Source organism: Ornithinimicrobium sediminis (assembly GCF_021272345.1).
In the GTDB taxonomy this organism is placed as follows: Bacteria; Actinomycetota; Actinomycetes; order Actinomycetales; family Dermatophilaceae; genus Ornithinicoccus; species Ornithinicoccus sediminis_B.
Map to the genome: position 1 here is coordinate 479,591 of NZ_JAJSDQ010000003.1, position 24,424 is coordinate 504,014.

19 protein-coding genes are annotated in these 24,424 nt (G+C 73.0%); 13 read left to right on the forward strand and 6 right to left on the reverse strand.

What is annotated here, in order from left to right; all coding sequences use genetic code 11:
* Positions 1-28: 28 nt before the first annotated feature.
* On the forward strand, positions 29-1,399 hold the full coding sequence (locus tag LVO85_RS10075; RefSeq protein ID WP_232747345.1) for a cryptochrome/photolyase family protein: 1,371 nt from the start codon (positions 29-31) through the stop codon (positions 1,397-1,399).
* 122 nt (positions 1,400-1,521) lie between these two features.
* Here LVO85_RS10075 and LVO85_RS10080 read toward each other — a convergent pair whose 3' ends face one another.
* On the reverse strand, positions 1,522-2,730 hold the full coding sequence (locus LVO85_RS10080) for a M20 metallopeptidase family protein (RefSeq protein WP_232747346.1): 1,209 nt from the start codon (positions 2,728-2,730) through the stop codon (positions 1,522-1,524).
* A gap of 21 nt (positions 2,731-2,751) precedes the next feature.
* Positions 2,752-4,035, reverse strand: coding sequence for a low temperature requirement protein A (locus LVO85_RS10085; RefSeq protein ID WP_232747347.1), 1,284 nt, complete (start codon positions 4,033-4,035; stop codon positions 2,752-2,754).
* A gap of 61 nt (positions 4,036-4,096) precedes the next feature.
* Here LVO85_RS10085 and LVO85_RS10090 point away from each other — a divergent pair, with 61 nt between their 5' ends.
* The 6 genes from LVO85_RS10090 (at position 4,097) to LVO85_RS10115 (ending at position 11,934) form a co-directional block, all read left to right on the forward strand.
* Complete coding sequence (locus LVO85_RS10090; RefSeq protein ID WP_232747348.1) at positions 4,097-5,329, forward strand: MFS transporter; 1,233 nt, start codon at positions 4,097-4,099, stop codon at positions 5,327-5,329.
* A 46-nt stretch (positions 5,330-5,375) separates the two neighbouring features.
* Entirely contained in the window at positions 5,376-6,545 is a 1,170-nt protein-coding gene (locus tag LVO85_RS10095; protein ID WP_232747349.1) for a winged helix DNA-binding domain-containing protein, read from the forward strand.
* Entirely contained in the window at positions 6,542-7,534 is a 993-nt protein-coding gene (locus tag LVO85_RS10100; RefSeq protein WP_232747350.1) for a lactonase family protein, read from the forward strand. Before LVO85_RS10095 ends, LVO85_RS10100 begins: the two co-directional genes overlap by 4 nt.
* A gap of 63 nt (positions 7,535-7,597) precedes the next feature.
* Entirely contained in the window at positions 7,598-8,308 is a 711-nt protein-coding gene (locus LVO85_RS10105; RefSeq protein WP_232747351.1) for a VIT1/CCC1 transporter family protein, read from the forward strand.
* 102 nt (positions 8,309-8,410) lie between these two features.
* Positions 8,411-11,128 carry an alpha/beta fold hydrolase gene (locus tag LVO85_RS10110; RefSeq protein ID WP_232747352.1) on the forward strand — a complete coding sequence of 906 codons (2,718 nt, stop codon included), beginning with the start codon at positions 8,411-8,413 and terminating at the stop codon, positions 11,126-11,128.
* The gene (locus LVO85_RS10115) at positions 11,125-11,934 is read left to right on the forward strand and encodes an ABC transporter permease subunit (protein ID WP_232747353.1); all 810 of its coding nucleotides are present in this window, start codon (positions 11,125-11,127) and stop codon (positions 11,932-11,934) included. Before LVO85_RS10110 ends, LVO85_RS10115 begins: the two co-directional genes overlap by 4 nt.
* Here LVO85_RS10115 and LVO85_RS10120 read toward each other — a convergent pair.
* On the reverse strand, positions 11,927-12,451 hold the full coding sequence (locus tag LVO85_RS10120; protein WP_232747354.1) for a DedA family protein: 525 nt from the start codon (positions 12,449-12,451) through the stop codon (positions 11,927-11,929). The two genes, LVO85_RS10115 and LVO85_RS10120, sit on opposite strands and share 8 nt — an antisense overlap.
* 101 nt (positions 12,452-12,552) lie before the next feature.
* Here LVO85_RS10120 and LVO85_RS10125 point away from each other — a divergent pair, with 101 nt between their 5' ends.
* Entirely contained in the window at positions 12,553-13,938 is a 1,386-nt protein-coding gene (locus LVO85_RS10125) for a glucose-6-phosphate dehydrogenase (protein ID WP_232747378.1), read from the forward strand.
* Positions 13,939-14,103: 165 nt separating this feature from the next.
* Here LVO85_RS10125 and LVO85_RS10130 read toward each other — a convergent pair whose 3' ends face one another.
* Positions 14,104-17,298 carry an efflux RND transporter permease subunit gene (locus LVO85_RS10130; RefSeq protein WP_232747355.1) on the reverse strand — a complete coding sequence of 1,065 codons (3,195 nt, stop codon included), beginning with the start codon at positions 17,296-17,298 and terminating at the stop codon, positions 14,104-14,106.
* Between the two features lie 103 nt (positions 17,299-17,401).
* Here LVO85_RS10130 and LVO85_RS10135 point away from each other — a divergent pair, with 103 nt between their 5' ends.
* Both LVO85_RS10135 and LVO85_RS10140 read left to right on the forward strand, forming a co-directional pair.
* Entirely contained in the window at positions 17,402-17,878 is a 477-nt protein-coding gene (locus tag LVO85_RS10135; protein ID WP_232747356.1) for a MarR family winged helix-turn-helix transcriptional regulator, read from the forward strand.
* Positions 17,879-17,958: 80 nt separating this feature from the next.
* Positions 17,959-19,587: an SLC13 family permease gene (locus tag LVO85_RS10140; protein ID WP_232747357.1), complete on the forward strand. Its 1,629-nt coding sequence runs from the start codon at positions 17,959-17,961 to the stop codon at positions 19,585-19,587.
* A 9-nt stretch (positions 19,588-19,596) separates the two neighbouring features.
* Here the strand turns inward: LVO85_RS10140 and LVO85_RS10145 are convergent, their stop codons facing one another.
* On the reverse strand, positions 19,597-20,862 hold the full coding sequence (locus LVO85_RS10145; protein ID WP_232747358.1) for a multidrug effflux MFS transporter: 1,266 nt from the start codon (positions 20,860-20,862) through the stop codon (positions 19,597-19,599).
* 98 nt (positions 20,863-20,960) lie between these two features.
* Positions 20,961-21,917 (reverse strand): EamA family transporter, encoded by a 957-nt coding sequence (locus tag LVO85_RS10150; protein WP_232747359.1) that lies wholly within the window; start codon positions 21,915-21,917, stop codon positions 20,961-20,963.
* 128 nt (positions 21,918-22,045) lie between these two features.
* Here LVO85_RS10150 and LVO85_RS10155 point away from each other — a divergent pair, with 128 nt between their 5' ends.
* Genes LVO85_RS10155 through LVO85_RS10165 form a run of 3 tightly spaced genes read left to right on the forward strand, consistent with a single transcriptional unit; the run spans position 22,046 to position 23,991 of the window.
* Positions 22,046-22,585, forward strand: coding sequence for a CGNR zinc finger domain-containing protein (locus LVO85_RS10155; RefSeq protein WP_232747360.1), 540 nt, complete (start codon positions 22,046-22,048; stop codon positions 22,583-22,585).
* 1 nt (position 22,586) lies between these two features.
* Positions 22,587-23,696: a trans-sulfuration enzyme family protein gene (locus LVO85_RS10160; RefSeq protein WP_232747361.1), complete on the forward strand. Its 1,110-nt coding sequence runs from the start codon at positions 22,587-22,589 to the stop codon at positions 23,694-23,696.
* Positions 23,697-23,706: 10 nt separating this feature from the next.
* Complete coding sequence (locus LVO85_RS10165; protein ID WP_232747362.1) at positions 23,707-23,991, forward strand: YciI family protein; 285 nt, start codon at positions 23,707-23,709, stop codon at positions 23,989-23,991.
* The last annotated feature ends 433 nt before the right edge of the window (positions 23,992-24,424 follow it).

The window sequence follows — 24,424 nt, forward strand, 5'->3', positions numbered from 1 at the left end:
TCCGGGCCACCGCGTCTAGCCTGGGACGATGCCGACCACCGTGCTGTGGCTTCGCCGTGACCTGCGGCTCCACGACCTGCCTGCCCTCGGCGCCGCCCACGAGGCCGCGGACGGCGGGAGGGTGCTGCCGCTCTTCGTGCTCGACCCGGCGCTGCTGGACGCCTCGCCGGTGCGCACGCACTGCCTGCTGTCCGCGCTGGAGGCGCTGCAGGAGGCCTACGACGGGGCCCTGGTGCTGCGCACCGGCCGCCCCGAGGAGGTCGTGCCGGCGGTGGCCCGCGAGGTCGGCGCCACGAGCGTGCACGTCTCCGCCGAGTCCACCCCGTACGGCCGGCGCCGGGACGCACGGGTGCTCGAGGCGCTGCCCGAGGGGGTCCCGCTGGTCGCGACCGGGTGTGCGTATGCCGTGGGCCCGGGGACGGTCCGCAACGGCAGCGGGGACCCCTACAAGGTGTTCACCCCGTTCTCGAAGGCCTGGCGGGCCCATGGGTGGCCCGACCCGGCGCCGGTGCCGGACGGCCTGCGCTGGCACCGGCAGACCGAGTCCGAGGACCTGCCGGGGCGTCCCGAGGTCGACCCCGGCGTGCACCTGCCCCAGGTCGGCGAGGAGGCCGCGCTGCACCGGTGGGAGGAGTTCCTCGACGCCGGCGTCACGGCATACGGCGAGGAGCGTGACCGACCCGACCACGACGGCACCAGCCGGCTGTCGGTCCAGCTGAAGTACGGCACCGTCCACCCCCGCACCCTGCTGGCCGACCTGGCCGGCCGGCGGGAGCAGGGCGTGCACACCTTCGTCACCGAGCTGGCCTGGCGCGAGTTCTACGCCGACGTGCTGTGGCACCACCCCCGCTCGGCGTGGGCGGACCTGCGCCCGGCGCTCGCGGGGCTGGCCTACGACGACCCGGAGGATGACGAGACGGTGGCCGCGGCCGTGCAGGCCTGGCGCGAGGGACGCACCGGCTACCCCTTCGTCGACGCCGGCATGCGCCAGCTGCTGTCCGAGGGGTGGATGCACAACCGGGTGCGCATGGTCACGGCGAGCTTCCTCGTCAAGCACCTGCACGTGTGGTGGCCGGTCGGCGCCCGGCACTTCCTGCAGCACCTGGCCGACGGCGACGTGGCCTCCAACAACCACGGCTGGCAGTGGGTGGCCGGCACCGGCACCGACGCGGCACCCTACTTCCGGGTGTTCAACCCGGTCACCCAGGGGCAGCGCTTCGACCCCGACGGCGACTACGTCCGGCGCTACGTCCCCGAGCTGCGCCACCTGGCCGGCAAGACAGTGCACGAGCCCTGGGCCGCGCTCGACGGCTACACCGAGGGCTACCCTGAGCCGGTGGTGGAGCACAAGGAGGCCCGGGAGGAGGCGCTGCGGCGCTACGAGCAGGCCCGCGCGTAGCCCGCTCGCCGGACGACCGGGACAGCCACCCCTTCGGTGCTGCCGTGTCCGGCAGGTGTCGTCCTGCAGCGCAGCACCTGTCAGACAGCGCAGCACCCGTCGGGCAGCGCAGCACACCGCGGTCAGAGCGAACGGCACCGCTGCAGCGCGACCTCCGCCAGCCAGGCGGCGCCGTCCGGCACGACGGCGTCGTCGAAGGCCGCCCGGGGGGAGTGGTTGTCGGGGGCGTCCTGGGGGTCGACGCCCTCGGGGCAGGCACCGAGGAAGAGGTAGGCACCGGGCACCTCGGCCATCACGAAGGACATGTCCTCCGAGCCCATCTCCGGCCGCTCGCGCTCGCGGTAGCTCTCCGGCCCGAAGAGGTCCAGGACCACCTGCCGGCCGTGCTCCAGCTCGGCGACGTCGTTGACCGTGGCCGGGTAGCCCTCGCTGAAGCCCACGGTGCAGGTCATGCCGTGCGCGGCGCTCACCCCGGCCGCGACGCGCTCGATGCTGCGGTGGGCCAGCTCGCGGTGGGCGGTGGAGAAGGTGCGCAGGGTCGCGGACAGCTCGGCGGTGTCGCCGATGATGTTGTCCTTCGTGCCGGCGCTGACCCTGCCGACGGTGAGCACGACGGGGTCGAAGACGTCGAACGTGCGCGTCACCATCGTCTGCAGCGCGAGCACGACCTCGCACAGCACTGGCACGGGGTCCAGGGCCCGGTGCGGCGCCGACCCGTGGCCTCCCGCGCCGGTGACGGTGATGTCGACCGTGTCCGCTCCGGCCATGAGCTCCCGGGGCCGCGACTCCCAGCGTCCGCGCGGAATCTCTGAGGAGAAGACGTGCAGCGCGTATGCCGCGTCGACGCGCCGCCCGGCCACGTCCAGCAGGCCCTCGGCCAGCATCGGCTCCGCCCCTCCGGGCCCCTCCTCGGCGGGCTGGAACATGAGCACGACGTCGCCGGCCAGCTGCTCGCGCTGGGCGTGCAGGATGCGCGCCGCCCCCACCAGGGCCGCCACGTGGAGGTCGTGACCGCAGGCGTGCATGGCCCCGACGTGCTCGGAGGCGTAGTCGACGTCGACCTCCTCGGTCACCGGGAGGCCGTCCATGTCTCCGCGCAGCAGCACCACGGGCCGTTCGCCCGGCGTGCCGGCCCCGCCGCGCAGCACCGCCACCACCGAGGACAGGCCCCGGCCGGTCGTGACCTCCAGGTCCAGGCCCTCGAGCTCGGCCAGGACGCGCTGCTGGGTCAGCGGCAGGTGCAGGCCGATCTCGGGGATGCGGTGGAGGTCGCGGCGCAGGGCGACGAGGTCTCCGGCCAGCTGCCGGGCAAGGTCGAGGCTCGTGGTCATGGGCCCATCCTTCCCTGTCGCTCAGCGACGCAGGTGGATGCGGCGCATCGCGGAGGTCTTGTGCGCATGCTCCCGGGTCTCGTAGCCCACGATCATCACGACCGGAGCCAGGCACATGACGCCCAGCGCCCAGGTGGGAGGTGCCCCCGCGGCGGCGAGCAGCACCCCGGCGACCAGCACGGCCGCGGTGCCGAGCACCAGCTGCACGTAGAGGGGGCCCACCGACCTGACGAGGTAGGCGTACAGCCCGAACAGCCCGACGTTGTAGACCGCCAGGGGGAGCGCGACGCTCAGCGCCGCACCCAGGCCGCTGATCTCCACCGTGAACTCGGCGTCCTCGGCGTCCAGGTAGTAGGCGAAGACGTGCAGGCCCGCCCCCACCGCGGCGATCGCGGTGAACAGGACGATGTGGCTGTAGGCCCAGACCTTCACGCGGCCCCGGTGCACCCGCAGCACCTCGCCCGAGGGCAGCACGAAGTAGATCCACCACATGCCGAAGGTCACGCCGACGCCGCAGACCAGCAGGAGGGTGGCGTCGGGGCTCCAGCCGGCCGAGTCGATGAGCACGCTGATGGCGCCGATCGTGCCGACGATGCTCTCACCCAGGGCGATGATCGCCAGGAGACCGTAGCGCTCCGCCAGGTGGTGCGCGTGCCACGGCACCCCGCCGCGGCGCGAGACCGCCACCGGGCCCACCAGCTCGACGGTGAAGAGCGCGGCCGCCAGCGCCAGGGCGACCGGGAGCGGCGGGGCGATCAGGATGGCGGCGACCCATCCGACCTGCGCCAGGAGCAGGACGGTGATGTTGGTGCGGATGCCCGTGCGGTGGTCGGCCGTCGCTCGGTAGGCGCGCACCCACTGCGCGATGAGGCCCGAGCGCATCACGACATAGCCGATGACCAGGATGTCGCTGTCCAGGCGGTCGCCCTCCTCGATCGAGGCGAAGACGTCGGAGATGCCCAGCGCCAGCAGGGCCACCCCGAGCATCTGCACCATCGACACCACGCGGTAGAGCCAGTCGTTGGTGTCGAACGCCGAGGCGAACCAGGTGAAGTTCACCCAGGCCCAGATCACCGCGAACATGCACAGCACGAACGCCGTGAGACCGGCAGCAGGGTGCCCGGCGGCCAGGGAGTGAGCAAGCTCGCCCGCCGCCACACCGAAGGCGACGACGAACACCAGGTCGTAGAGCAGCTCGAGGGGGGTGGCGCTGCGGCCCTGCTCGTCGGGGTCACGGCCGGACATGACCCGGCGCCGGTGCGCGTAGGGGGTCGGGTCGTCCAGGGCGCCGGTCGGCTCGCTCATGGCGACGCATCGTCCCACGCGGACACCGGAGGCAACAGGGGCGTGGGACGATGGAGCCGTCATGACGACTCCCACACACCTTTCCCCGGGCACCCCTGTGCCCGCCGGTGCCGACCCGCGGGTCGCGATGTTCGCCGGCTTCGCCCTCATCCTGGGCGGCTTCGGCATCGGCGTCGCCGAGTTCGTGACCATGGGACTGCTGCCGCAGATCGCCGAGGGCACCGGTGTCGACATCCCCACCGCCGGTCACACGATCTCCGCGTATGCCGTGGGCGTGGTGGTCGGCGCTCCGGTGATCGCCGCCTGGGGCGCGCGCTTCCCGCGGCGCACGGTGCTGGTCGGGCTGATGGCGGTCTTCGCCCTCGGCAACCTGCTGGCTGCTCTTGCGCCGGGCTACACCACCCTGCTGGCGGCCCGGTTCCTCTCCGGCCTGCCGCACGGGGCGTTCCTCGGGCTGGCGGCCCTGGTCGCCATCAGCCTCGCCCCTCCCGGGCGCTCCGGCCGGGCCGTGGGCACCGTGATGCTGGGCATCCCGATCGCCACCGTCGTCGGGGTGCCCACGGCGACCTGGGTCGGCCAGGCGCTCGGCTGGCGCACGGCCTACGTCGGGGTGGCTGTGGTCGGCGTGCTGACGGCCGTGCTGGTCCGGCTGTGGGTGCCCGAGACCCCCGGTGACCGCGAGCAGTCGTGGCGGCGTGAGCTGAAGGCCTTCGCGAGCCTGCAGGTGTGGCTGACCATGGCGGTCGGCGCGATCGGCTTCGGCGGCATGTTCGCGATGTACTCCTACATCGCCCCCACCGTCACCGAGGTGACCGGCCTGTCCCAGGGCTGGGTGCCGGTCTTCCTCTTCGCCTTCGGGGTGGGGTCCATCGCCGGCACCGTCATCGGCGGGCGGATGGCCGACTGGTCGGTGCTGCGCTCGCTGGTGCTGAGCGGGTCGGTGATGGCCCTGCTGCTGCTCACCTTCAGCGTCACCTCTCAGTGGACGGTCCCGGCGCTGCTCACCCTCTTCGCGGTGTCCGCGGTGACCGGCACCTTCGTCATCGGGCTGCAGCTGCGGCTCATGTCGGTGGCCGGTCCGGCCAGGACCCTCGGCGCCGCGATGAACCACTCCTCGCTCAACGCCGCCAACGCGCTCGGCGCCTGGCTCGGCGGGCTGGTCATCGCGGCGGGCTACGGCTACACCGCTCCCAGCATCGTCGGGGCGGCGCTCGCCGCCGGTGGGGTGCTGGTGCTCGGCGTCTCGCTGCTGGTGCACGTCCGGCAGACCCGGCCCCGCACCGTCGCCGCCTGAGCGTCCGCGCCGCCCGTCTGTCGGCGGTGGGTGCCAGGCTGGCCCCGTGACCGTCTGGACCGAGGAGGACCGCCGCGCCCGGCTGGCCCGGCGCCACCTGCTCACGTCCGAGGAGCGCACCGACGACGTCGTGGCGGTCGCCGACGCGCTGGTCGCCCTGCACTCCAGCGACCCGGTGACCGTCTACCTGAGCGTGCTCGCCCGGATGCGCACGCCCAGCCTCACCCGGGTGGAGGAGGCGCTCTACGCGCAGCGCTCCCTGGTCCGCCACCACGCGATGCGCCGCACGCTGTGGGTGGCCACCCCCGCGACCGTGCGCCGGATGCACGCCGCCGCGACCCGCAAGGTCGCCGCTGCCGAGCGGCGCAGGACGGAGGGCTACCTGCGCGCCGCGGGCATCGACGACCCCGGCGGCTGGCTCGACCGTGCGCGCGACCACGTCGTCGGGGCCCTGCGGGAGCACGGGCCGCTCACCGCTCGGCAGCTGGGCCTGCTGGTGCCCGAGCTCGCGCACCCGTTGGTCGTCGGCAGCGGCAACTGGACCGCGACCCAGGCGGCGCACACCCGGGTGGTCACCCTGCTCGGCTTCGAGGGCGTGCTGGTGCGCACCCGACCCGCCGGCACCTGGGTCAACGGGCAGTACACGTGGGCGCTCATGGAGGAGTGGGTGCCCGGAGGGGTCGACGTGCTCGGGGAGGGGGAGGCGGCGGCGGCGCTGGCGGACCACTGGCTGCGACGGTTCGGGCCGGCCACGAGCACCGACCTGCAGTGGTGGGCCGGCTGGACCAAGAGCCTGACCTCGCGCGCGCTGGCCGACAGCGGGGCCGAACCGGTGGAGCTGGACGGTCGCGCGGCATGGGTCGCGGCGGGGGACACCGCACGCCAGCCCGCTCCGGCGCCGTGGGTCGCGCTGCTGCCGAGCCTGGACCCCACGGTCATGGGGTGGAAGGAGCGCGGGCACTACCTGCCGGCCGAGGCGGCCCCGGCCTGGGACCGGAACGGCAACGCCGGCAACACGGTGTGGGTGGACGGCCGGGTCGTGGGGGCCTGGGCCCAGGCCCCCGACGGGCGGGTGCGGCTGCACTGGTTCAGCGACGTCCCGACGTCCCGGCGCACGGAGGTCGAGCGCCGTGCGGCCGAGGTGGAGCAGTGGTTGGGTGAGGTGAGGTACACCGTGCGTTTCCCCGGCGAGATCTCCAAGGAGCTGCTCTCATGACCACCCTGCACCTCGGTGGCTACACCACCGACCAGACCCCGCCGTGCGGCCTGGGGGTCACGACGCTCGACGACTCGGGCTTCGGGCCGGTGCGCACGCTGGGTGAGCTCGCCGAGCCGTCCTTCGCGGTGGTCTCCGGTGAGGGCCGCTGGCTGTATGCGGTGAGCGAAGGGCCGCAGGGGCGGGTCGCTGCGGTCGACGCGGCCGACGGGGACGTGGCCGGGTTCGTCGAGGGGGTCGGCGCCGACCCGTGCCACGTCGCGCTCTCGGAGGACGGCAGCCGGCTCGTCGTCAGCGCCTACTCCGGCGGTGGCGTCGCCCTGGTCGGGGTCGACGGCCCGCGGCTGGAGCTGCTCGACACCCTGCAGCTGGTGGGTGACGGCCCGCACGAGCGCCAGGACGCCGCGCACGCGCACCAGGCGACGTTCGTCTCCCTGCACCAGGTGCTCGTCTGCGACCTCGGCAGTGACCGGGTGGTCCTGGTCGACCACGGCCAGGACGTGCTCCGCGAGGTCGGCGAGGTCCGGCTGCCGCCGGCGACCGGCCCCCGGCACCTGGTCATGGCCCCGGACCGCACCCGCTTCTGGGTCGTCGGTGAGCTCGACTGCACGGTGCACCCCGTCCTGCGCACCGACGACGGCTGGCGGCCGGGCACGCCGGCCTCGCTGCTGCCGACCGACGAGGAGCGGGAGGGCAGCCTGGGAGCCGGCATCGTGCTCGACCCCTCGGGCCGGCACCTCTACGTGACCACCCGGGGTGCCGACACCCTGCACCACTTCCTGGTGGGGCCCGGCGACGACCTGGAGCTCCTCGAGGTGCACCAGGTCGGTCACTGGCCGCGCTTCCTGGGGCTGCTCTCGACCGGTGACCTGGTGGTGGCCGCGGAGCGCGCAGACCATGTCGCGCGCTGGCGGCCGGACGCCGACGGGCGCCTGCGGCACGTGGGCACCGACCTGTCCTGGCCTGCGCCGACCTGGGTCAGCGGCTGACGCCGGGGTGAGCCCAGCCACACCTGTCTGGACGAGGCTCCCGGGGCGCGGGACAGTGAGCACATGGACGAAGTCCACATCCACCACGAGCCCCAGCGCGTCATGTCGTCCCGGCTCAACTGGCTCAGGGCCGGCGTGCTCGGGGCCAACGACGGCATCGTCTCCACCGCAGGCCTGGTCATCGGTGTCGCAGCGGCGACCACGTCCACCCAGGCCATCGCGACCGCAGGCATCGCCGGGCTGGTGGCCGGGGCGATGAGCATGGCGGTGGGGGAGTACGTCTCCGTCTCCACCCAGCGCGACAGCGAGCGCACCATGCTGGCCAAGGAGCGGCGCGAGCTCGTGGAGATGCCGGAGGAGGAGCTGGCCGAGCTCACGCTCATCTACCAGGCCAAGGGGCTCGACCCCGACCTGGCCTCGGCCGTCGCCCAGCAGCTCACCGAGCGTGACCCGCTCGCGGCCCACGCCGAGGCCGAGCTGCACATCGACCCCGACGATCTGACCAACCCGTGGCACGCGGCCTGGGCGTCGATGGTCGCGTTCACGGTGGGTGCCCTCCTGCCCCTGGTCGCGATCCTGCTCGCGGAGGCGTCCTGGCGCATCGCGGTCACGGCGGTCTCGGTGCTGGTGGCGCTGGCGCTCACCGGTGCGGTGAGCGCCCGGCTGGGCGCCTCGCCGGTGCCTCGGGCCGTCGGCCGCAACGTCGCCGGCGGCGCCCTGGCCATGGTCGTCACCTACGGCATCGGTGCGCTGGTCGGCGTGCAGCTGGGCTGAGTGCCGGCACCGGGAACGTCAGCGGAGTCCGCGGCGTTGACCCGGTCACCGACCACGTCGGCGCCATGCCCGGTGCCCGGCGACCACTGCGAGAGGACCGGTATGCCGCGTGTCACCCGCCTGCTGTCCGCAGCCGGCGCCGTGCTCGCCGTCGTGGCCGCCTCCTGGTCCCCGCTCGGCCCGGTGTCGTCCGGGGCCGCGTCCACCCAGGCCCAGCGGCCGGGCACCGTCGAGACCCTCGAGGTGCCCGTCGGGCCCGAGGGCGACGGCACCGAGGTCACCCTCGACGTGGACGTCCACCGTCCCGACGGCGAGGGTCCGTGGCCCGCGGTCGTGCTGGCCCACGGGTTCGGGGGGAGCAAGGACGACCTGGCCGACCAGGCGCAGACGCTGGCCGGTGAGGGCTACCTGACGCTGGCCTACTCCGCCCGCGGGTTCGGTGCCTCCGGAGGCGCGATCCATCTCAACGACCCGGACTACGAGGTGGCCGACGCCCGGGCACTGGTCGACCTGCTGGCCGAGGAGCCCGACGTCCGTCAGGACGCGCCGGGGGACCCGAGGGTGGCCCTGGCCGGTGGCAGCTACGGCGGTGCCCTCTCCCTCATGACCGCCGGCGCCGACGACCGGGTCGACTCCGTGGTGGCCCTCATCACCTGGCACGACCTCTCCGAGGCGTTCTTCCCCCAGCACGCGCTCACCTCGGCCGACGGCTCGGCGGAACGGGTGGACCGGCCGGGGCCCTTCTCCTCCTGGTGGGCCTCGACCTTCTACTCCGGCGTCGCCTCCGGCGGGCTGGCCGGGGGCGACCCTGCCATGGGGCCCCTCGCGGGGGCCGGCGAGGCACCTCCGGACACCGGGGCCGCCCCGGACGCCGAGGGGGGTGCGGACCCGCTGTGCGGGCGCTTCGCCCCGGAGGTGTGCGACCTCTTCCTCACCGCAGCCGAGACCGGCGAGCCGGACCCCGAGCTCCTGGAGCTCCTGCGCCGGCACAGCCCCGCGCCGGTGCTGGCCGACGTGCAGGCCCCCGTGCACCTGGTGCAGGGCATGTCCGACTCGCTCTTCGGCACCGAGGACGCCGACGCCAGTGCGCGGGCGCTGCTCGAGGCCGGGGCGCCGGTCGCCGTCACCTGGTTCAACGGGGGCCATGACGGCGCCACGCAGGTCAGCGTCGCGCAGCCGCAGGAGGGGCCGCCCGGTGACGCCGAGGAGGCCGTGGGCTCGGACGCCGACCAGCTCGCCGAGCAGCAGACCGCCGACCTGCTGACCTGGCTCGACGGCACCCTGCGGGCCGGCACGGAGGTGACCCAGGAGACAGTCCCCCTGCCGGCCTTCAGCTACGCCCTGCCGCCGGCGCGGGGTGCCGACGGTGAGCGGGTCGTCACCTCGGACACCTACCCCCCGAGCGGTGCCGACACCGGCACCGTGGACCTGCCGCTGCAGGCGTCCGGGCTGCCGGCGCTGCTCAACCCGCCCGGCGGGGTGCCCCAGGCCACGACGGCGGTCCCCGGCTTCGGGGGGCTGCTCGCCGGTCTGCCGACCTACGCCCTGTCCGCCCTCCCGGGGCAGTCGGTCGCCTTCGACAGCGAGCCGCTGGAGCGCGACGTCACGGTGGTCGGCGAGCCGAGGGTCCGTCTGGAGGTGACCTCCACCGGGCAGACCACGACGCTGTTCGTCTCCCTGTGGGAGGTGCGGGGGGGTGCCCCCGACCTGCCGCGTCGCCTCGTCGCGCCCGTGCAGGTCGACGTCACTCCCGGGGAGCCCACGCCGGTCGAGGTCGCGCTGCCGGGAGGCACCTGGGAGATGGCGGCCGGCTCGACGTGGCGGGTGCTGGTCACCGCCACCGACTCGGCATACCGGGGCCCGACGCAGACGCGCGCCGACCGGGTGAGCCTGGCCGAGCCGGCCCTCCGCGTGCCCACCGGTGCCGGCGCCGAGGCCGTGACGGTGAGCATCTGGGACACGGAGACGCTGACCGTCGCCGGGGTGCTCGGCGCGCTGCTGGTGCTGCTCGGCCTCCTCGCGCTGCGGCGCAGCACCCGCCCGCACCCGGTGCGGGAGGAGCTGGTCGACGTGCCGCTGGTCGTCTCCGGCCTCACCAAGTCCTACCCCGACGGGCACCGCGCCGTCGACGACGTCACCTGGCGGGCCGAGAAGGGCCAGGTGGTCGGTCTGCTCGGCCCCAACGGTGCCGGCAAGACGACCACGCTGCGCATGGTCATGGGTCTCATCCGTGCCGACGAGGGCACGGTGCACGTGCTCGGGCAGCCGGTGTATGCCGGGGCGCCGGTCCTGGGCCGGGTCGGTGCGCTCGTCGAGGGGCCGGGCTTCCTGCCGCACCTGACCGGGCTGCAGAACCTGCACGCCTACTGGGCGGCGACGGGGCGGCGTCCGGAGGAGGCGATGTTCGAGGAGGCGCTGGAGATCGCCGCCCTCGGCGACGCCGTCGACCGGCCGGTCCGCTCCTACAGCCACGGCATGCGGCAGCGCCTCGGCATCGCCCAGGCGATGCTCGGCATGCCGGAGGTGCTCATCCTCGACGAGCCGACCAACGGTCTGGACCCGCCCCAGATCGCCGCGATGCGCCCGATGCTGCGCAGGTATGCCGAGGGCGGGCGGACCGTCGTCGTCTCCAGCCACCTGCTGGCCGAGGTCGAGATGACGTGCTCGCATGTCGTTGTCATGCACGCCGGGCGGGTGCTGGCCGCCGGGTCGGTGGCCGAGGTCGGGGTGGCCGAGGGGCGCACCCTCGAGTCGGTCTTCCTGACCACGATCGCCGGTGCCGGTGACCCCGAGCACCTCAACCAGGTGAGGCCCCGATGAGCCGACCGCTGACCCTGCCCGTCGAGGCCGCTCGCCAGGTGCGCCGGCCGCGCACCCGCTGGACCTTCCTGATCCTGCTCGTGCTGCCGCTGCTGGTGGTGGCTGCCTTCGCCGTCGGCGGGGACGACGAGGGCGGGCAGAGCTTCTCCGACCTGGCGACCGAGGGGTCGGGCAACTTCGCGGTGTTCATGCTGCTGGTGAGCGCCGACCTGCTGATCCTCATCGTCGCGGCGCTCTTCGTCGGTGACTCCATCCCGGCGGAGGCGTCGTGGTCCTCGCTGCGCTACCTCCTCACGGCACCGGTGCCGCGCAGCCGGCTGCTCACGAGCAAGCTGCTCGTGGGCCTGGGGTCGGCGGCCCTCGCGGTGACCGTGCTGCTGGTGTGGGTGCTGCTCGTGGGCGGTCTGTTCTACGGGTGGGACCCGCTCAACCTCCGTGCCGGTGGCGAGCTCGACTGGCCGACGACCCTGGCGCGCCTCGGCGTGGCCGGCGCCTACATCCTGCTGGCGCAGCTGCCCTTCGCGGCGCTCGCCTTCTGGGTGGGGGTGCGCACCGACGCTCCGCTGGGCGCGGTCGGCGCCGCCGTCATCGCCGCGATCGTCTCCTCGATCCTCGACGCGCTCCCGGCCCTGGGGGAGTGGCGCCGCGGCCTGCCCAACCACTACTCGCGCCAGTGGGTCGGCCTGTTCTCCCAGGACGCCGACTGGGCCGGTCTGCTGCCGGGTGTGCTCTGGGCCCTGCTCTACACCGTCGTCTTCCTGGCCTTGGCCTACCGCCACTTCAACCGCAAGGACATCCTCAGCTGAGGGGGGCTGCGCCGACCGCAGAGCGGCGGCGTGCCCGGATGCGCCGGGACATCGACGTCGCGACGAGCACCACGGCCGTCGCCACGATGCCGGCCAGCGCCCACGGCGAGCCGGCGGCAGCGGCCAGGCCGGCCTGCCAGACCGCGAAGCCGATGGTCGCGTAGATCGTGGCCCACGCCGCGGCACCCGGCACCTGCGCGGCGGTGAACCAGGGCCAGGCGATGCGCATCACCCCGGCGGCCGCCAGCACCATGGTCTGGAAGCCCACGGTGAGGTAGCAGAACGGCACCATCGCCAGCCCCCAGCGCTCGATCGCCCGGCGGCCCCGGGCCAGGCCCTCGCCCTGCAGCCAGTGGTGCACGGAAGCCCGCCAGCCCTGCGTCGGGTGCGTGCGGCGCAGCGTCTGCTCGGTGACCGTGCGGGCGAGCCAGTAGGTGCCCTGGCCGCGGCCCATCGCCACCACGAAGAGTGCCGCGAACGTGATCCAGAAGCCCTGGCCTTCCCACCACTGCGGCATGCACCCATGGTCCCATGTCGTCCGGACGGGACGGTGACCTGCTGACACACTGGGCCGCGCACGGCATACGCACGTTCCGCGACGAGAGGAGGGGCCGGCGCATGAGCGACCAGCCCACGACCACCCTGCTCATCCTGGGCGCCTCCGGCGACCTCACCAGCCGGCTGCTGCTGCCGGGGCTCGGCACCCTGCTGGCGGTGGAGCCGGAGCGGCGGGTGCGCGTCGTGGGCGCCGACCGCAGCGAGCTGTCCACCGACACCTGGCACGACAAGATCCGCACCGCGATGGCGGGCGCCGGGGTGCCCGACGACCGGGTCGACCGGCTGCTCACCACCGCACAGTACGTCCGGGCCGACCTGCTGGAGCCGGCCCAGCTGGCCGAGCTCGTGGTGCAGGTGGAGGCACCGCTCGTCGTCTACTTCGCGCTGCCCCCGCAGATCACGGTCAAGGTGTGCGCCCTGCTGGAGACGATGGACCTGCCGGAGGGCACCCGGCTGGCGCTGGAGAAGCCGTTCGGCCACGACAGCGCGTCGGCCGCCGAGCTCAACGAGCAGCTCGTGCGGGTGGTCCCCGAGGAGCGCATCCACCGGGTCGACCACTTCCTCGCGGTCCACACGGTGCTCAACCTGATCGGCGTGCGGTTCGCCAACCGCATCCTGCTGCCGGTGTGGTCCGCCGACCACATCGAGCAGGTCGAGATCGTCTACGACGAGGACCTCGCGCTGGAGGGCAGGGCCGGCTACTACGACCATGCCGGCGCGCTGCGGGACATGATCCAGTCGCATCTGCTGCAGATCCTCGCGCTGTTCGCGATGGAGACGCCGGCCACGCTCGACTCCGTGGAGGTGCAGGCCCTCAAGGCCCAGGCGCTGCGGGCGACCGAGCTGTGGGACGACGACCCGGTGCGGGCCTCACGCAGGGGGCGCTACACCGCCGGGCGCCTCGGTGAGCGCGAGATCCAGGACTACGTGGCCGAGGAGGGCGTCGACCCCGACCGCGGCACCGAGACGCTCGCCCAGCTGGTGGTGGAGGTCCGCAACGCACGGTGGAGCGGCGTGCCCTTCGTGCTGCGCAGCGGCAAGGCCATGGGCGACCAGGAGAAGCGCATCGTCGTGACCTTCCGGCAGCCCGCGCACATCCCCACCGGCATGACCGACTGCCCGCAGCCGGACCGGCTGGTCCTGGAGCTCAAGCCCGGCGCCGTCACGCTCGACCTCTCGGTCAACGCCGAGGGTGACCCGTTCGCCCTCGAGCAGAAGACGCTGCGGGCCGAGCTGGGCAAGGCCCGCATGCTGCCCTACGGCGAGGTCCTCGGCGGCATCTTCGACGGTGACCCGCTGCTGTCCATCCGCGGCGACGTGGCCGAGGAGTGCTGGCGCATCGTCGAGCCGGCCCTGCATGCGTGGGCCGAGGGCAAGGTGCCGCTGGAGGACTACCCGGCCGGGTCCCTGGGCCCCGACGGCTGGGGTCCGAGCCCCGAGGACTGACCCGCCCCCACCGCATACCGTCGGCGCGTGCCGGTGTCCGTGCACCCGGACGGGCACCACGGCCGGTGCTCGGCGCGTTCCCCGAGAGGGTGCCGCGGTGTGCCCGTCCGGCTGCACGCCCGCCCGCGCGGTATGGCGCTCGCCCCGCCCGCCGAGCCGCGCCCCTCAGACCGTCTCGGGGACCACCTCGTCCTCGGGCACGGCCTCGTGCCTGCCGCGCCGGGCGACCCGGCGCTCGTGCAGCCGCTCCTTGCCGCGCTCGGTGAGCTGGTAGAGCACCGGCACCAGGATGAGGGTCAGTGCCGTGGAGCTGATGAGACCGCCGATCACCACCAGCGCGAGCGGCTGGGAGATGAAGGCACCGCCGCCGGTGACGGACAGGGCCAACGGTGACAGCGCACCGATCGTGGCCAGCGCCGTCATGACGATCGGCCGGAAGCGGCGACGGGAGCCCTCCACCACGGCGTCGTGCACCGAGACGCCGCGGGAGCGCCACTGGTTGACCAGGTCGATGAGCACGATGGCGTTGGTCACCACGATGCCGACGAGCAGCAGCAGGCCGAACAACGCCGCGACGTCCAGCGGGGTGTCGGTCAGCAGCAGCATCGCCACCGAGCCGGTCGCGGCGAACGGCACCGACACCATCAGGAGCACGGGCTGGAGCAGGCTGTTGAAGGTGGCGACCATGACGAGGTAGACGATGGCGATCGCCGCCAGCAGGGCCAGGCCCAGGCTGGCGAAGGCCGCCTGCTGGTCGGCGCTGACCCCGCCGATCTCGGCCCGCACGCCCTCGGCCAGGTCCAGGTCCTCGAGGGCCTCCGTGAGGTCGTCGGTGAGCGCGCCGAGGTTGTCGCCGGTCGGGCTGGCCGTCACCACGGCGCTGCGCTGGCCGTCGATGCGGGTGACCTGCACCTGCGACTCCACGGCCTCCAGGGCCGCGATGTCACCGAGCTCGACGGGCCCCTCTGGGCCTGCGCCCACGACGAGGGCCGCCAGCTCCTCCAGGGTCTCCGGCGCCTCCCCCTGCTCCACGACGACCGGGAGGATCTCGGTCCCGAGGTCGGCCTGCCCCACGGTGCTGCCGGTCGAGACCGCGGAGACGAGCTGACCCACCTGGGTCTCGGTGAGGCCCGCGTCGGCGGCCGCCTCCCGGTCGACGGTCACGCTGAGCGAGGGGACCGTCTCGGACAGGTTGTTGGTGACGTCGGCCCCGCCCACCTCCCGGACGGCCTCGACCACCTGCTCCGCGGCAGCGGCGAGGTCCTCGGGGTCGGCGGCCGACACGACGACCTCGAGGTTGGACGCGCCCGGCTGCTGTGTGGAGGCCGCCAGGGTGAGCCGTCCGTCCTCCGGCAGCTCGACGGACTCCTGCATCTGCTCGCCGAAGGCGTCGCCGTCGGTGTCCTCGGCGAGCGTGACCGCGAACGTCGCGGTGCTGCTGCCGCCGCCCAGGAAGACCGCCTCGATGCCCCCCGTGCTGCCGACCACGACCTGGTAGGACTCCACGTCGTCGCGGTCGGCCAGCCAGGCCTCGACGTCCTGCGCAGCCGCGTCGGTGTCGTCCAGGCGCGTGCCGGCCGGCATCTCGAGGGTGGCGGTGAGCGTGTCCTCGCCGGCGCTGCCGATGAAGTCGGTCTTGAGCTGGGTCGCACCGGCCCCGGTGGCCACCAGGACCAGGCCGGCCAGCACCAGGGTGACGACCGGGTGCGCCAGGGACCCCCGGAGCACCGGCAGGTAGGCCCGCTGCAGCCGGTCGGGCTCGTCGGCACGCTCCACGTCGTGCGCGGATGCTCCCCCCGAGCGACCGACGAACCAGTAGCCCAGCACCGGCACGATCGTCAGGGCCACGAGCAGCGAGCCCAGCATGGCGATGGCCACCGTGAAGGCGAACGGGCGGAACAGCTCCCCGACCTGCCCGCCGACCAGCCCCAGCGGCAGGAAGACCGCCACGGTGGCCGCCGTGGCGGACGTGATCGCCCCGGCCACCTCGCGCACGGCGTTGACGATCGAGGTCATCCGGTCCTCACCCAGGGCGAGGTGACGCTTGATGTTCTCGATGACCACGATGGAGTCGTCCACTACGCGTCCGACCGAGATGGTGAGCGCACCGAGGGTGAAGATGTTGAGGCTGTAGCCGAAGACCTGCAGCCCGAGCAGCGCCACCAGCAGCGACAGCGGGATCGACACCGCGGTCACCAGGGTCAGCCGCACCGACAGCAGGAAGACCAGCACGACGAGGATCGCGAAGCCCAGGCCGAGGATGCCCTCGGTGGTGAGGTCCTCGATGGACTGCTCGATGAAGGGCGCCTGGTCGAACACGACGACCAGCTCCCCGCCGACCAGCGACTCCTCCAGCTCGGGGGTCAGCTGCTCCAGGGCGCGTGAGACCTCGACGGCGTTGCCGTCCGGGGTCTTGGTGACCTGCATGCCGACGCTGGGCTCACCGTTGGTGCGGGTGTATGCCGTGGGCTCGCGCTCGGCGAGCTCCACCTCCGCGACGTCCCCGAGGGTGGCAGCGGTGTCCGGCTCGGCGGCGGCGTCGGTGTCCTCGGGCGCGGTAGCGGGGTCGGCGCCCTCCGGTAGCGCGGGGTCGCCCGTGGCACCCGCCCGGCCGGGCGGCGCTGTGGGCGCCAGGGGCAGGGCCGCGATGTCCTCCGCGCTGGTGAGCCGGGAGCCGACCTGCACGGGCAGCTCCGTCGAGCCGTCGAGCACCGTGCCGGCGTCGAGGACGACACCGTTGGCCTGGAGCAGCTGGGCCACGGTGCCGGCGTCGACCCCGGCCGCCAGCGCGGTCTCCTCGTCGAGGTCGATCCGCACGATGCGGTCGGCGACACCGGTGAGCTGCACGCCCCGCACGCCGTCGATGTCCTCGATGTCGGGCACGACCAGCTCCTCGAGCCGGCGCACCAGGTCACCGGCGTCCTCGCCGCCGGTCGCGGAGAGCTGCACGATCGGGAAGTCGTCGATGCTGCCGGCGAACACCTCCGGTTCCGCGCCCTCGGGCAGGCCCTGCACGGACAGCACGGAGCGCTGCAGGTCGGTCTGGGCGTTGCCGACGTCGGTGCCGTAGTCGAGCTCGATGGTGACGGCGGAGAAGCCGTCGCTCGAGGTGGAGGTCACCTCGACCACGCCGCTGAGGCGCTGGGCCGCGAACTCCATCGGCGCACTGACGCGCTCCTCCACCACCGCGGCGCTGGCGCCCGGCACCGGGGTCACGATGGCGAGCACCGGGAACTCCAGCGACGGGAAGAGCTCGCGCGGCAGTGCGGTGGCCGACCAGAGGCCGGCGAACACGGCGAACAGCGTGGTCAGCGCGACCAGTGCGCGGTTGCGCACACTGAAGAGGGTCAGCTTCGTCATCGGGACGTCCTCGAGGCTCGTGCGGTCACGGGTGGGCCATCCCCTAGTGTGCCTCAAACAGTTAGCATCAGACTCATTGCACGATTATCTGAGGAGTATGCAGATGGTCACACCTGAACGGGCTGCGCTCGTGGCGCGCATCGCCGACACCGACACCCGGGTGCGTCACCTGATGCTGCGCTGGGCCGGGCCCCTCCAGGTGCCCAGTGACCTCACGCTGCGCCAGCTGCAGGTGCTGGGGCTGCTGCACGGCCACGACGGCGTCACGGGACATGAGCTGGCCGAGACGCTGGGGGTGTCGACCGCGACGGTCAGCGGGCTGGTCGAGCGGATGGTCGGCAAGCACCTGGTGCGGCGCTCGCCGGACCCGGACGACCGCCGCAAGGTCCTGCTCTCGGTCACCCCCGAGGGACAGCAGGTGCTGCAGGGCCTCGACGCCGCGAGCAGCGCCGGGCGTGACCGGCTCCTGGAGCGTCTCGACCCCGCCGACCTGGCCGAGCTCGCGCGGCTCTTCGACCTGCTCCTGCGTGCGGCGGAGGAGGTCGAGGCCGAGGCGACGGGTGCGCAGGACACCCGCTGACCTCGCGAACGCCGACCGGCGCGAGGGCGTGTCCGCTGCTAGCGTCGGCGCACACACGACGGCGTGGGAGGGCGAGAGGCATGAGCGCAGGAGCCAGTGGGATCGTGCACGAGCAGGGGGAGTTCGACCACGAGCCTGCAGACCGGGAGCCTCCGCGCTCCCCGGCCCGCACCTGGCTCTTCCGGGCCGCGGGGGTCGGGCTGGCCCTGGTCGTGTGGCTCCTGCTGGGCGACGCGGACATGTCGGCCGACGCGCGGGTCGTCGCCGCGGTCGGCGCGCTGATGGCCGTCTGGTGGATGAGCGAGGCCGTGCCCCTCTCGGTCACCTCCCTGCTGCCCATCGTGCTCTTCCCCGTCCTCACCGAGCGCAGCGTGGCCGACACCACGGCGCCCTACGCCAACACCATCGTCTTCCTCTTCCTCGGTGGCTTCCTCATCGCCATCGCCATGCAGAAGTGGGACCTGCACCGTCGCATCGCGCTGCTCACGCTGCGCCGCGTCGGCACCCACCCGCGCCGGATCATCCTCGGGATGATGATCTCGACGGCCTTCCTGTCCATGTGGGTCTCCAACACCGCCACCACGCTGATGATGCTGCCCATCGCGCTGAGCGTGCTCGTGCTCGTGGTCGAGAGCAGCCACCGCGGCTCGGCTGCAGCCGGTGAGGTCGCCGCCGGGTCGGTCGACGAGCAGCTCAAGGCCGGTCGTGCGGTGAGCGACGTGGTCGACGACCGGGACGTGCGCATCTTCGGCGTGGCCCTCGTGCTGGCGATCGCCTGGTCGGCCTCCATCGGGGGGCTCGGCACCCTCCTCGGCTCGCCGCCCAACGCCATCGTCGCCGGCTACATCAGTGACGAGCTGGGCGAGACGGTGGGCTTCGCCCAATGGATGATGCTCGGTCTGCCGATCGTCGTCGTCTTCATCGGGCTGGCCTGGCTGCTCATCACCCGCCTGATGTTCCGCTTCCACCTCTCCGAGATCCCCGGCGGCAAGGAGATGATCGACGACGAGATCGCCGGCCTCGGGCCGATGAGCCAGGGCGAGAGGACCGTGCTCGGGGTCTTCGTCCTCGCGGCCTTCTGCTGGATCGTGCCCGGCCTGCTCTCCGGCGTCGGCGACCTCGCCGAGCAGCTGCCCTGGCTGGAGCTCTTCGACGACACGGTCATCGCCATCGGTGCCGGCGTGCTGCTCTTCCTGCTGCCCGGCGACAAGCACGGGCGGATGGTCCTGGAGTGGGAGGACGCCGAGGAGGGGCTGCCGTGGGGTGTGCTGCTCCTCTTCGGTGGTGGGCTCAGCCTGGCCGCGGCCGTCGCCGGCACCGGGCTGGACGAGTGGTTCGGCCAGCAGGTCAGCGGTCTCGGCACGCTGCCGATCGTGCTGCTCATCGCGGCTGTGGTCACCATCGTGCTCTTCCTCACCGAGATCACGAGCAACACCGCGACCGCGGCGACTTTCATCCCCGTCCTCGGTGGGGTGGCGCTCGGCATCGGGGTCGACCCGATGACCCTGCTCATCCCGGCGGCTCTGGCAGCGACCTGCGCCTTCATGCTGCCGGTGGGCACGCCGCCCAACGCCATCGTGTTCGGCACCGGCGCGGTCAAGATCACCGAGATGGCACGCGGGGGAGCAGTGCTCAACGTCGTCGGCGTGCTGCTGGTGACGATCTTCACCGTGCTGGTCGGGCCGTTCGCCCTCGGCCTGGTGCTCTGAGGCGGCGGTTCAGGGCCGCGAGTCCCAGGGCATGTCGCGCAGGATCTCGCGGGGCCGGGCCAGGGTCCAGAAGAAGACCAGCGAGGCCGAGGTGCAGGCGACCATGATGGCCGCCATGGGCACGGCGCTGTCCGTGCCGAACGCGCCGGAGACGGGTGAGATGAGGGCGCCGAAGAGGAAGTTGGTGGCCCCCAGCACGGCGGCCGCGGAGCCGGCCCGGGCGCCGTGGTCGTTCAGGGCGATGACCGGGTTGTTGGGCATGATGAAGCCCACGACCCCCATCACGCCGACCACGCCTGCGGTGACCGCCCAGACGCCGAGGTCGAGCAGCGACGCCGCGAGCAGGGTGGTGGAGACCACCACACCGGTGGGCAGCGCGACCATGAGGATCCGCGCCGGGTGGATACGCTTGACCAGCGAGCCGTTGACCTGGCTGGCGACCGTGAGCGCACCGGCGCCCCCGGCGAAGACCAGGGCGTACTGCTGGGTGGTCATCCCGTAGAGGTCCTGGAAGATGAAGGTCGCGCTCGAGATGTAGGCGAACAGCGCACCCATCGCGGTCGCGGCCGTCAGCACCAGCCCGACATACCTGCGGTCGCGCAGCAGCACGCCGTAGGAGCGGAAGGCGGGCCCCGGCCCGCGCGCCGAGCGGCGCTCGGCGGGCAGGGTCTCGCGGACGAAGAGCGAGGACAGGACGACCAGCGCGAGACCGAAGGCCGCCAGCCCCCAGAAGATGCTGCGCCACTCCCAGAAGATCAGGAACTGTGCACCCAGCGTCGGGGCGATGATCGGTGCCACGCCGACGATGAGGAAGAGCCGGGAGATGAAGGTGGCCATCTGGGACCCGCTGTAGAGGTCGCGCACCATCGCCTGGCTGAGCACCATGCCGGCAGCGGCGGTGAAGCCCTGCACGAAGCGCAGCAGCAGCACGGCCGTGATGGTGTCGGTGAGGGCGATCGCCACCGACGCGAGCACGTATGCCGTGAGCGCGGCGATGAGCGGGACCCGTCGGCCGACCGTGTCCGAGACCGCGCCGAGGGTGAGCTGGCCGAGCGCCAGACCGACCAGGGTCGCGGTCAGGGTGAGCTGGACCGTGGCCTCGGTGGTGCCGAGGTCGGCGACCACGGTCGGGAAGGCCGCGAGGTACATGTCGATCGTCAGCGGGCCGATGCCGACCAGGGCGCCGAAGAGGAGCAGGCGGGAGAGCATGCTCGGCTCGCGGCGCACACCCGCGACCCCGCCGTCGGTGGTGCTGACAGGCGGGGCCGGGGTCAAGGTCTGGGTAGGTGACACGTCATTCACAAGCCGCGGAGCCCGGCGGGCTATTCCGTGACCTCTCTCACGCGCGAGGCCTGGCCGCCTCGCGGCCCGCCTCAGGATGGGACGGCCTCGGTGACCGGCTCCTGCTCCGGCAGGACCGGGACGGGACGCTCGTCCAGCTTCACGGCGACGACACCGGCCAGGATGAACAGCCCGCCGAGCAGCTGGACGGGTGCCGGCAGCTCGCCGAGCAGCAGCCAGGCGAAGAGGACGGCGAAGAGCACCTCGGACAGCCCGACGAAGGAGGCGAGCTTGGAGCCCAGGCGCCGGGTCGCCGCGACACCGCAGGCGTAGGCGACGGCCGCCGCCACGAGCCCGAGCGCGAGGACGTCGGCCCAGGCCGGCACGCTGACCCCGGCGAGCTGCACCTCGACGCCGAGGTCCCACTCCCAGGCCATGAGGCCGGTGGCGCCTGCCGCGCCGAGGGTCGCGGCACCGACGGCGAGCCCGCCGCTGGCGATCGCGATGGGCGGCACCTCCACGGTGTCGTCACCGGAGATCACGAAGTAGCCGGCGAGACCGGTGGCGGCCAGCAGCCCCCAGAGGACGCCGACGAGGTTGATGTCGAGCGCGCCGAACACGTCGAGCACGAAGGCGAGACCGAGGGCGGCCAGCCCGGCACCCAGGACGGTCAGCGGGCGGGGGCGCTCCCCGTGCCGGAGCCACAGCCAGGCGACGACGAGGATGATGCCGAGGTACTCCAGCAGCAGGGCCACGCTCACCGGGACGTACTGCACGGCCTGGAAGTAGGCGAGCTGTGCGGTGGCGACGCCGAGCAGCCCGAAGAGGAGGATCGTCGACCACCCGGTGCGCAGCGTGTGCCAGCGACCGCGCATCACGAAGACCGCCGGGACGGCGAGCAGCAGCGCGCCCAGCGCCACCCGGGCCGCGACGGCGGCGGCCGGGCTCCAGCCGACCTCGAGCAGAGGCTTGGCGAGCGCTCCCGAGGAGCCGAACGAGAGTCCGGCGAGCAGGGCCAGGGTGAGGCCGATGCGGAGCGTGCGGTCCATGAGGATGGTCCTCCCTTCGGGGGTGCGGGTGCTGGCAGCCGGGTGGGAGGATCCGCGGTGATCCTCGCGTCAGGTGTCATCAGCGAGTACAGTCCTGACGGTACGGCCTACCACCGTCAGGAGTCAACATGACCTTCGCTCATGACACCGAGGAGGCGCTGCGGTCAGCGGCCGCCTTGGTCAACACGGCGGACGACCCCGACACGCTGAGCACTGTGCAGGACCTCGAGACCTTCTACCTGGAGCAGGGCTGGAAGGGGCTGCGCTCGGGGACGCCCCAGGAGCTCGCCGAGGTGCGTGCCCTGCGGCCGCGGCTGCGCCGGATGTGGACCAGCGAGGTCGAGGAGCTCGTGGAGGAGGTCAACGCCATGATGCGAGAGGGGGCCGCGCTGCCCCAGATCGTGCGGCACGACGGGCTGGACTGGCACCTGCACGTGACGACTCACGACCAGCCGCTCGCCACCCGCATGGCGGTCGAGGCCGCAATGGGCCTGGCCGACGCCATCCGCATGGGTGAGACCGACCGGCTGCGCCTCTGCGAGGCCGACGACTGTGACAGGGTCTTCGTGGACCTGTCCCGCAACCGGTCGCGTCGCTACTGCGACGTGACCTGCAGCAACCGTATGGCCGCGGCCGCCTACCGCGCCCGGCAGAGCGAGGAGCCGTGACGTGAGCGCAGCGCACCCGTCAAAGAGCCTGCACCCGGACACCCGCGCGGTGGCCCTGGGGCGGCCGGACCACGAGCCCGGCGCGTCGGTGAACGAGCCGGTGACGTTCACCTCGACCTACCTGGCGGACGGACCGGTGAGCTACGCGCGCGTGCACAACCCCACCTGGGGGGCGCTCGAGGAGGTCGTCGGCGGGCTGGAGGGCGGGCGGGCCCTGGCCTTCGCCTCCGGCCTGGCCGCGATCTCGGCGGTGGTCGCCCAGGTGCCCCACGGTGGCGTGGTCGTCAGCCCGCACCACGCCTACTCGGGGACGACCGCCCTGCTGGCCGACCTCGCCGCCGGCGGCGCGGTGACGGTGCGTCAGGTCGACATCACGGACACCGCAGAGGTCGTGGCCGCGCTGGAGGGGGCCTCCCTGCTCGTCGCCGAGTCGCCGACCAACCCCATGCTGGAGGTCGCCGACCTGCCTGCGCTGGTCCAGGCGGCCCACGAGGCCGGCGCCGTGGTGATGTGTGACAACACGTTCGCGACGCCGATCCACCAGCAGCCGCTGAGGTGGGGCGTGGACGTGGTCGTCCACTCCGTCACCAAGTTCCTCGCCGGCCACTCCGACGTGGTGCTGGGTGCCGTCGTCACCCCCGACACGGCCGGCGGCGCCGAGCTGCACGCCCGCCTGCACGCACACCGCTCCAGCCGCGGCGCGGTCCCTGGGCCGATGGAGGCCTGGCTGGCGCTGCGCGGCATCCGGACCCTCGCCCTCAGGATGGAGCGCTCGGGCCGCACCGCCGCCGAGCTGGCCGAGCGGCTCTCGACGCACCCGGCCGTGGGCCGCGTGCGCTATCCGGGCTTCGGTGCCGTCGTGGCGATCGAGGTGGCAGGTGGAGCGGTCGAGGCCGAGCGGGTGTGCGCGGCCACCAGCCTGTGGACCCACGCCACCAGCCTCGGCGGCGTCGAGTCGCAGATCGAGCGCCGGCGGCGTCACCCCGCCGAGGTGTCGTCGGTGCCGGAGAACCTGCTGCGCCTGTCCGTGGGGATCGAGCATGCGGAGGACCTCTGGCGTGACCTCAGCAGGGCGCTCGACACCCTGGTCGGCGGCAGCGCCGGAGCCTAGGCTGGGCCCCATGCCCCTGTATGCCGTGGAGTACACCTACTCGGACGACACCGCTGCCCGCGACGAGCACCGCCCCGCCCACCGGGAGTTCCTGGCGGGCCTGGCGGCCGAAGGCACCCTGAAGGTGTCGGGTCCGGTGGAGGCCGAGCCGGCGGCCGCGCTCATCGTCCTCGAGGGTGACGGCGTCGAGTCGGTGCGCCAGCTGCTCGCCGAGGACCCCTTCCAGCAGCAGGGACTGGTGACGGGGGTCTCGGTCCGGCCGTGGTCGCCGGTGCTCGGCTCCTGGCTGCAGTGACGTCTGCGCGGGTCCACGCGCCGAGGCTGCCTCCGGTCGCGGAGCGGGCACCTGGGATTTGGACCTTCCGGCCACCCCTGGTAACGTAGATCCTCGCCGCTGGAGCACCCCTCCACGGCAACGTCGAAGCCACCCGAACCGTCTCCCAGCCCCGCGCACAGCGCGAGTTTGGAAGGCGAGCGAGGGTGTGCGTAGACTGAAGAGGTTTCCCCGGTCGGGGTTGCACCGGTTGTGGTGTGGCTTTGGTTGGTGTGTGTCCGATTCTTGAGAACTCAACAGCGTGCCAAAAATTGATGCCAAGTTTGTTTGTCCTGGCGTTGGCTGTGGGCCTGTCTTTGTGGTGGGTTCGTGGTTGGTGTCGGGGTTTTTGAGTGGACTGGCTGCGTGTGCTGGCTGGCCCTGTGTTTGTGGTGGGGTTGGTTGGTGTGTGTGG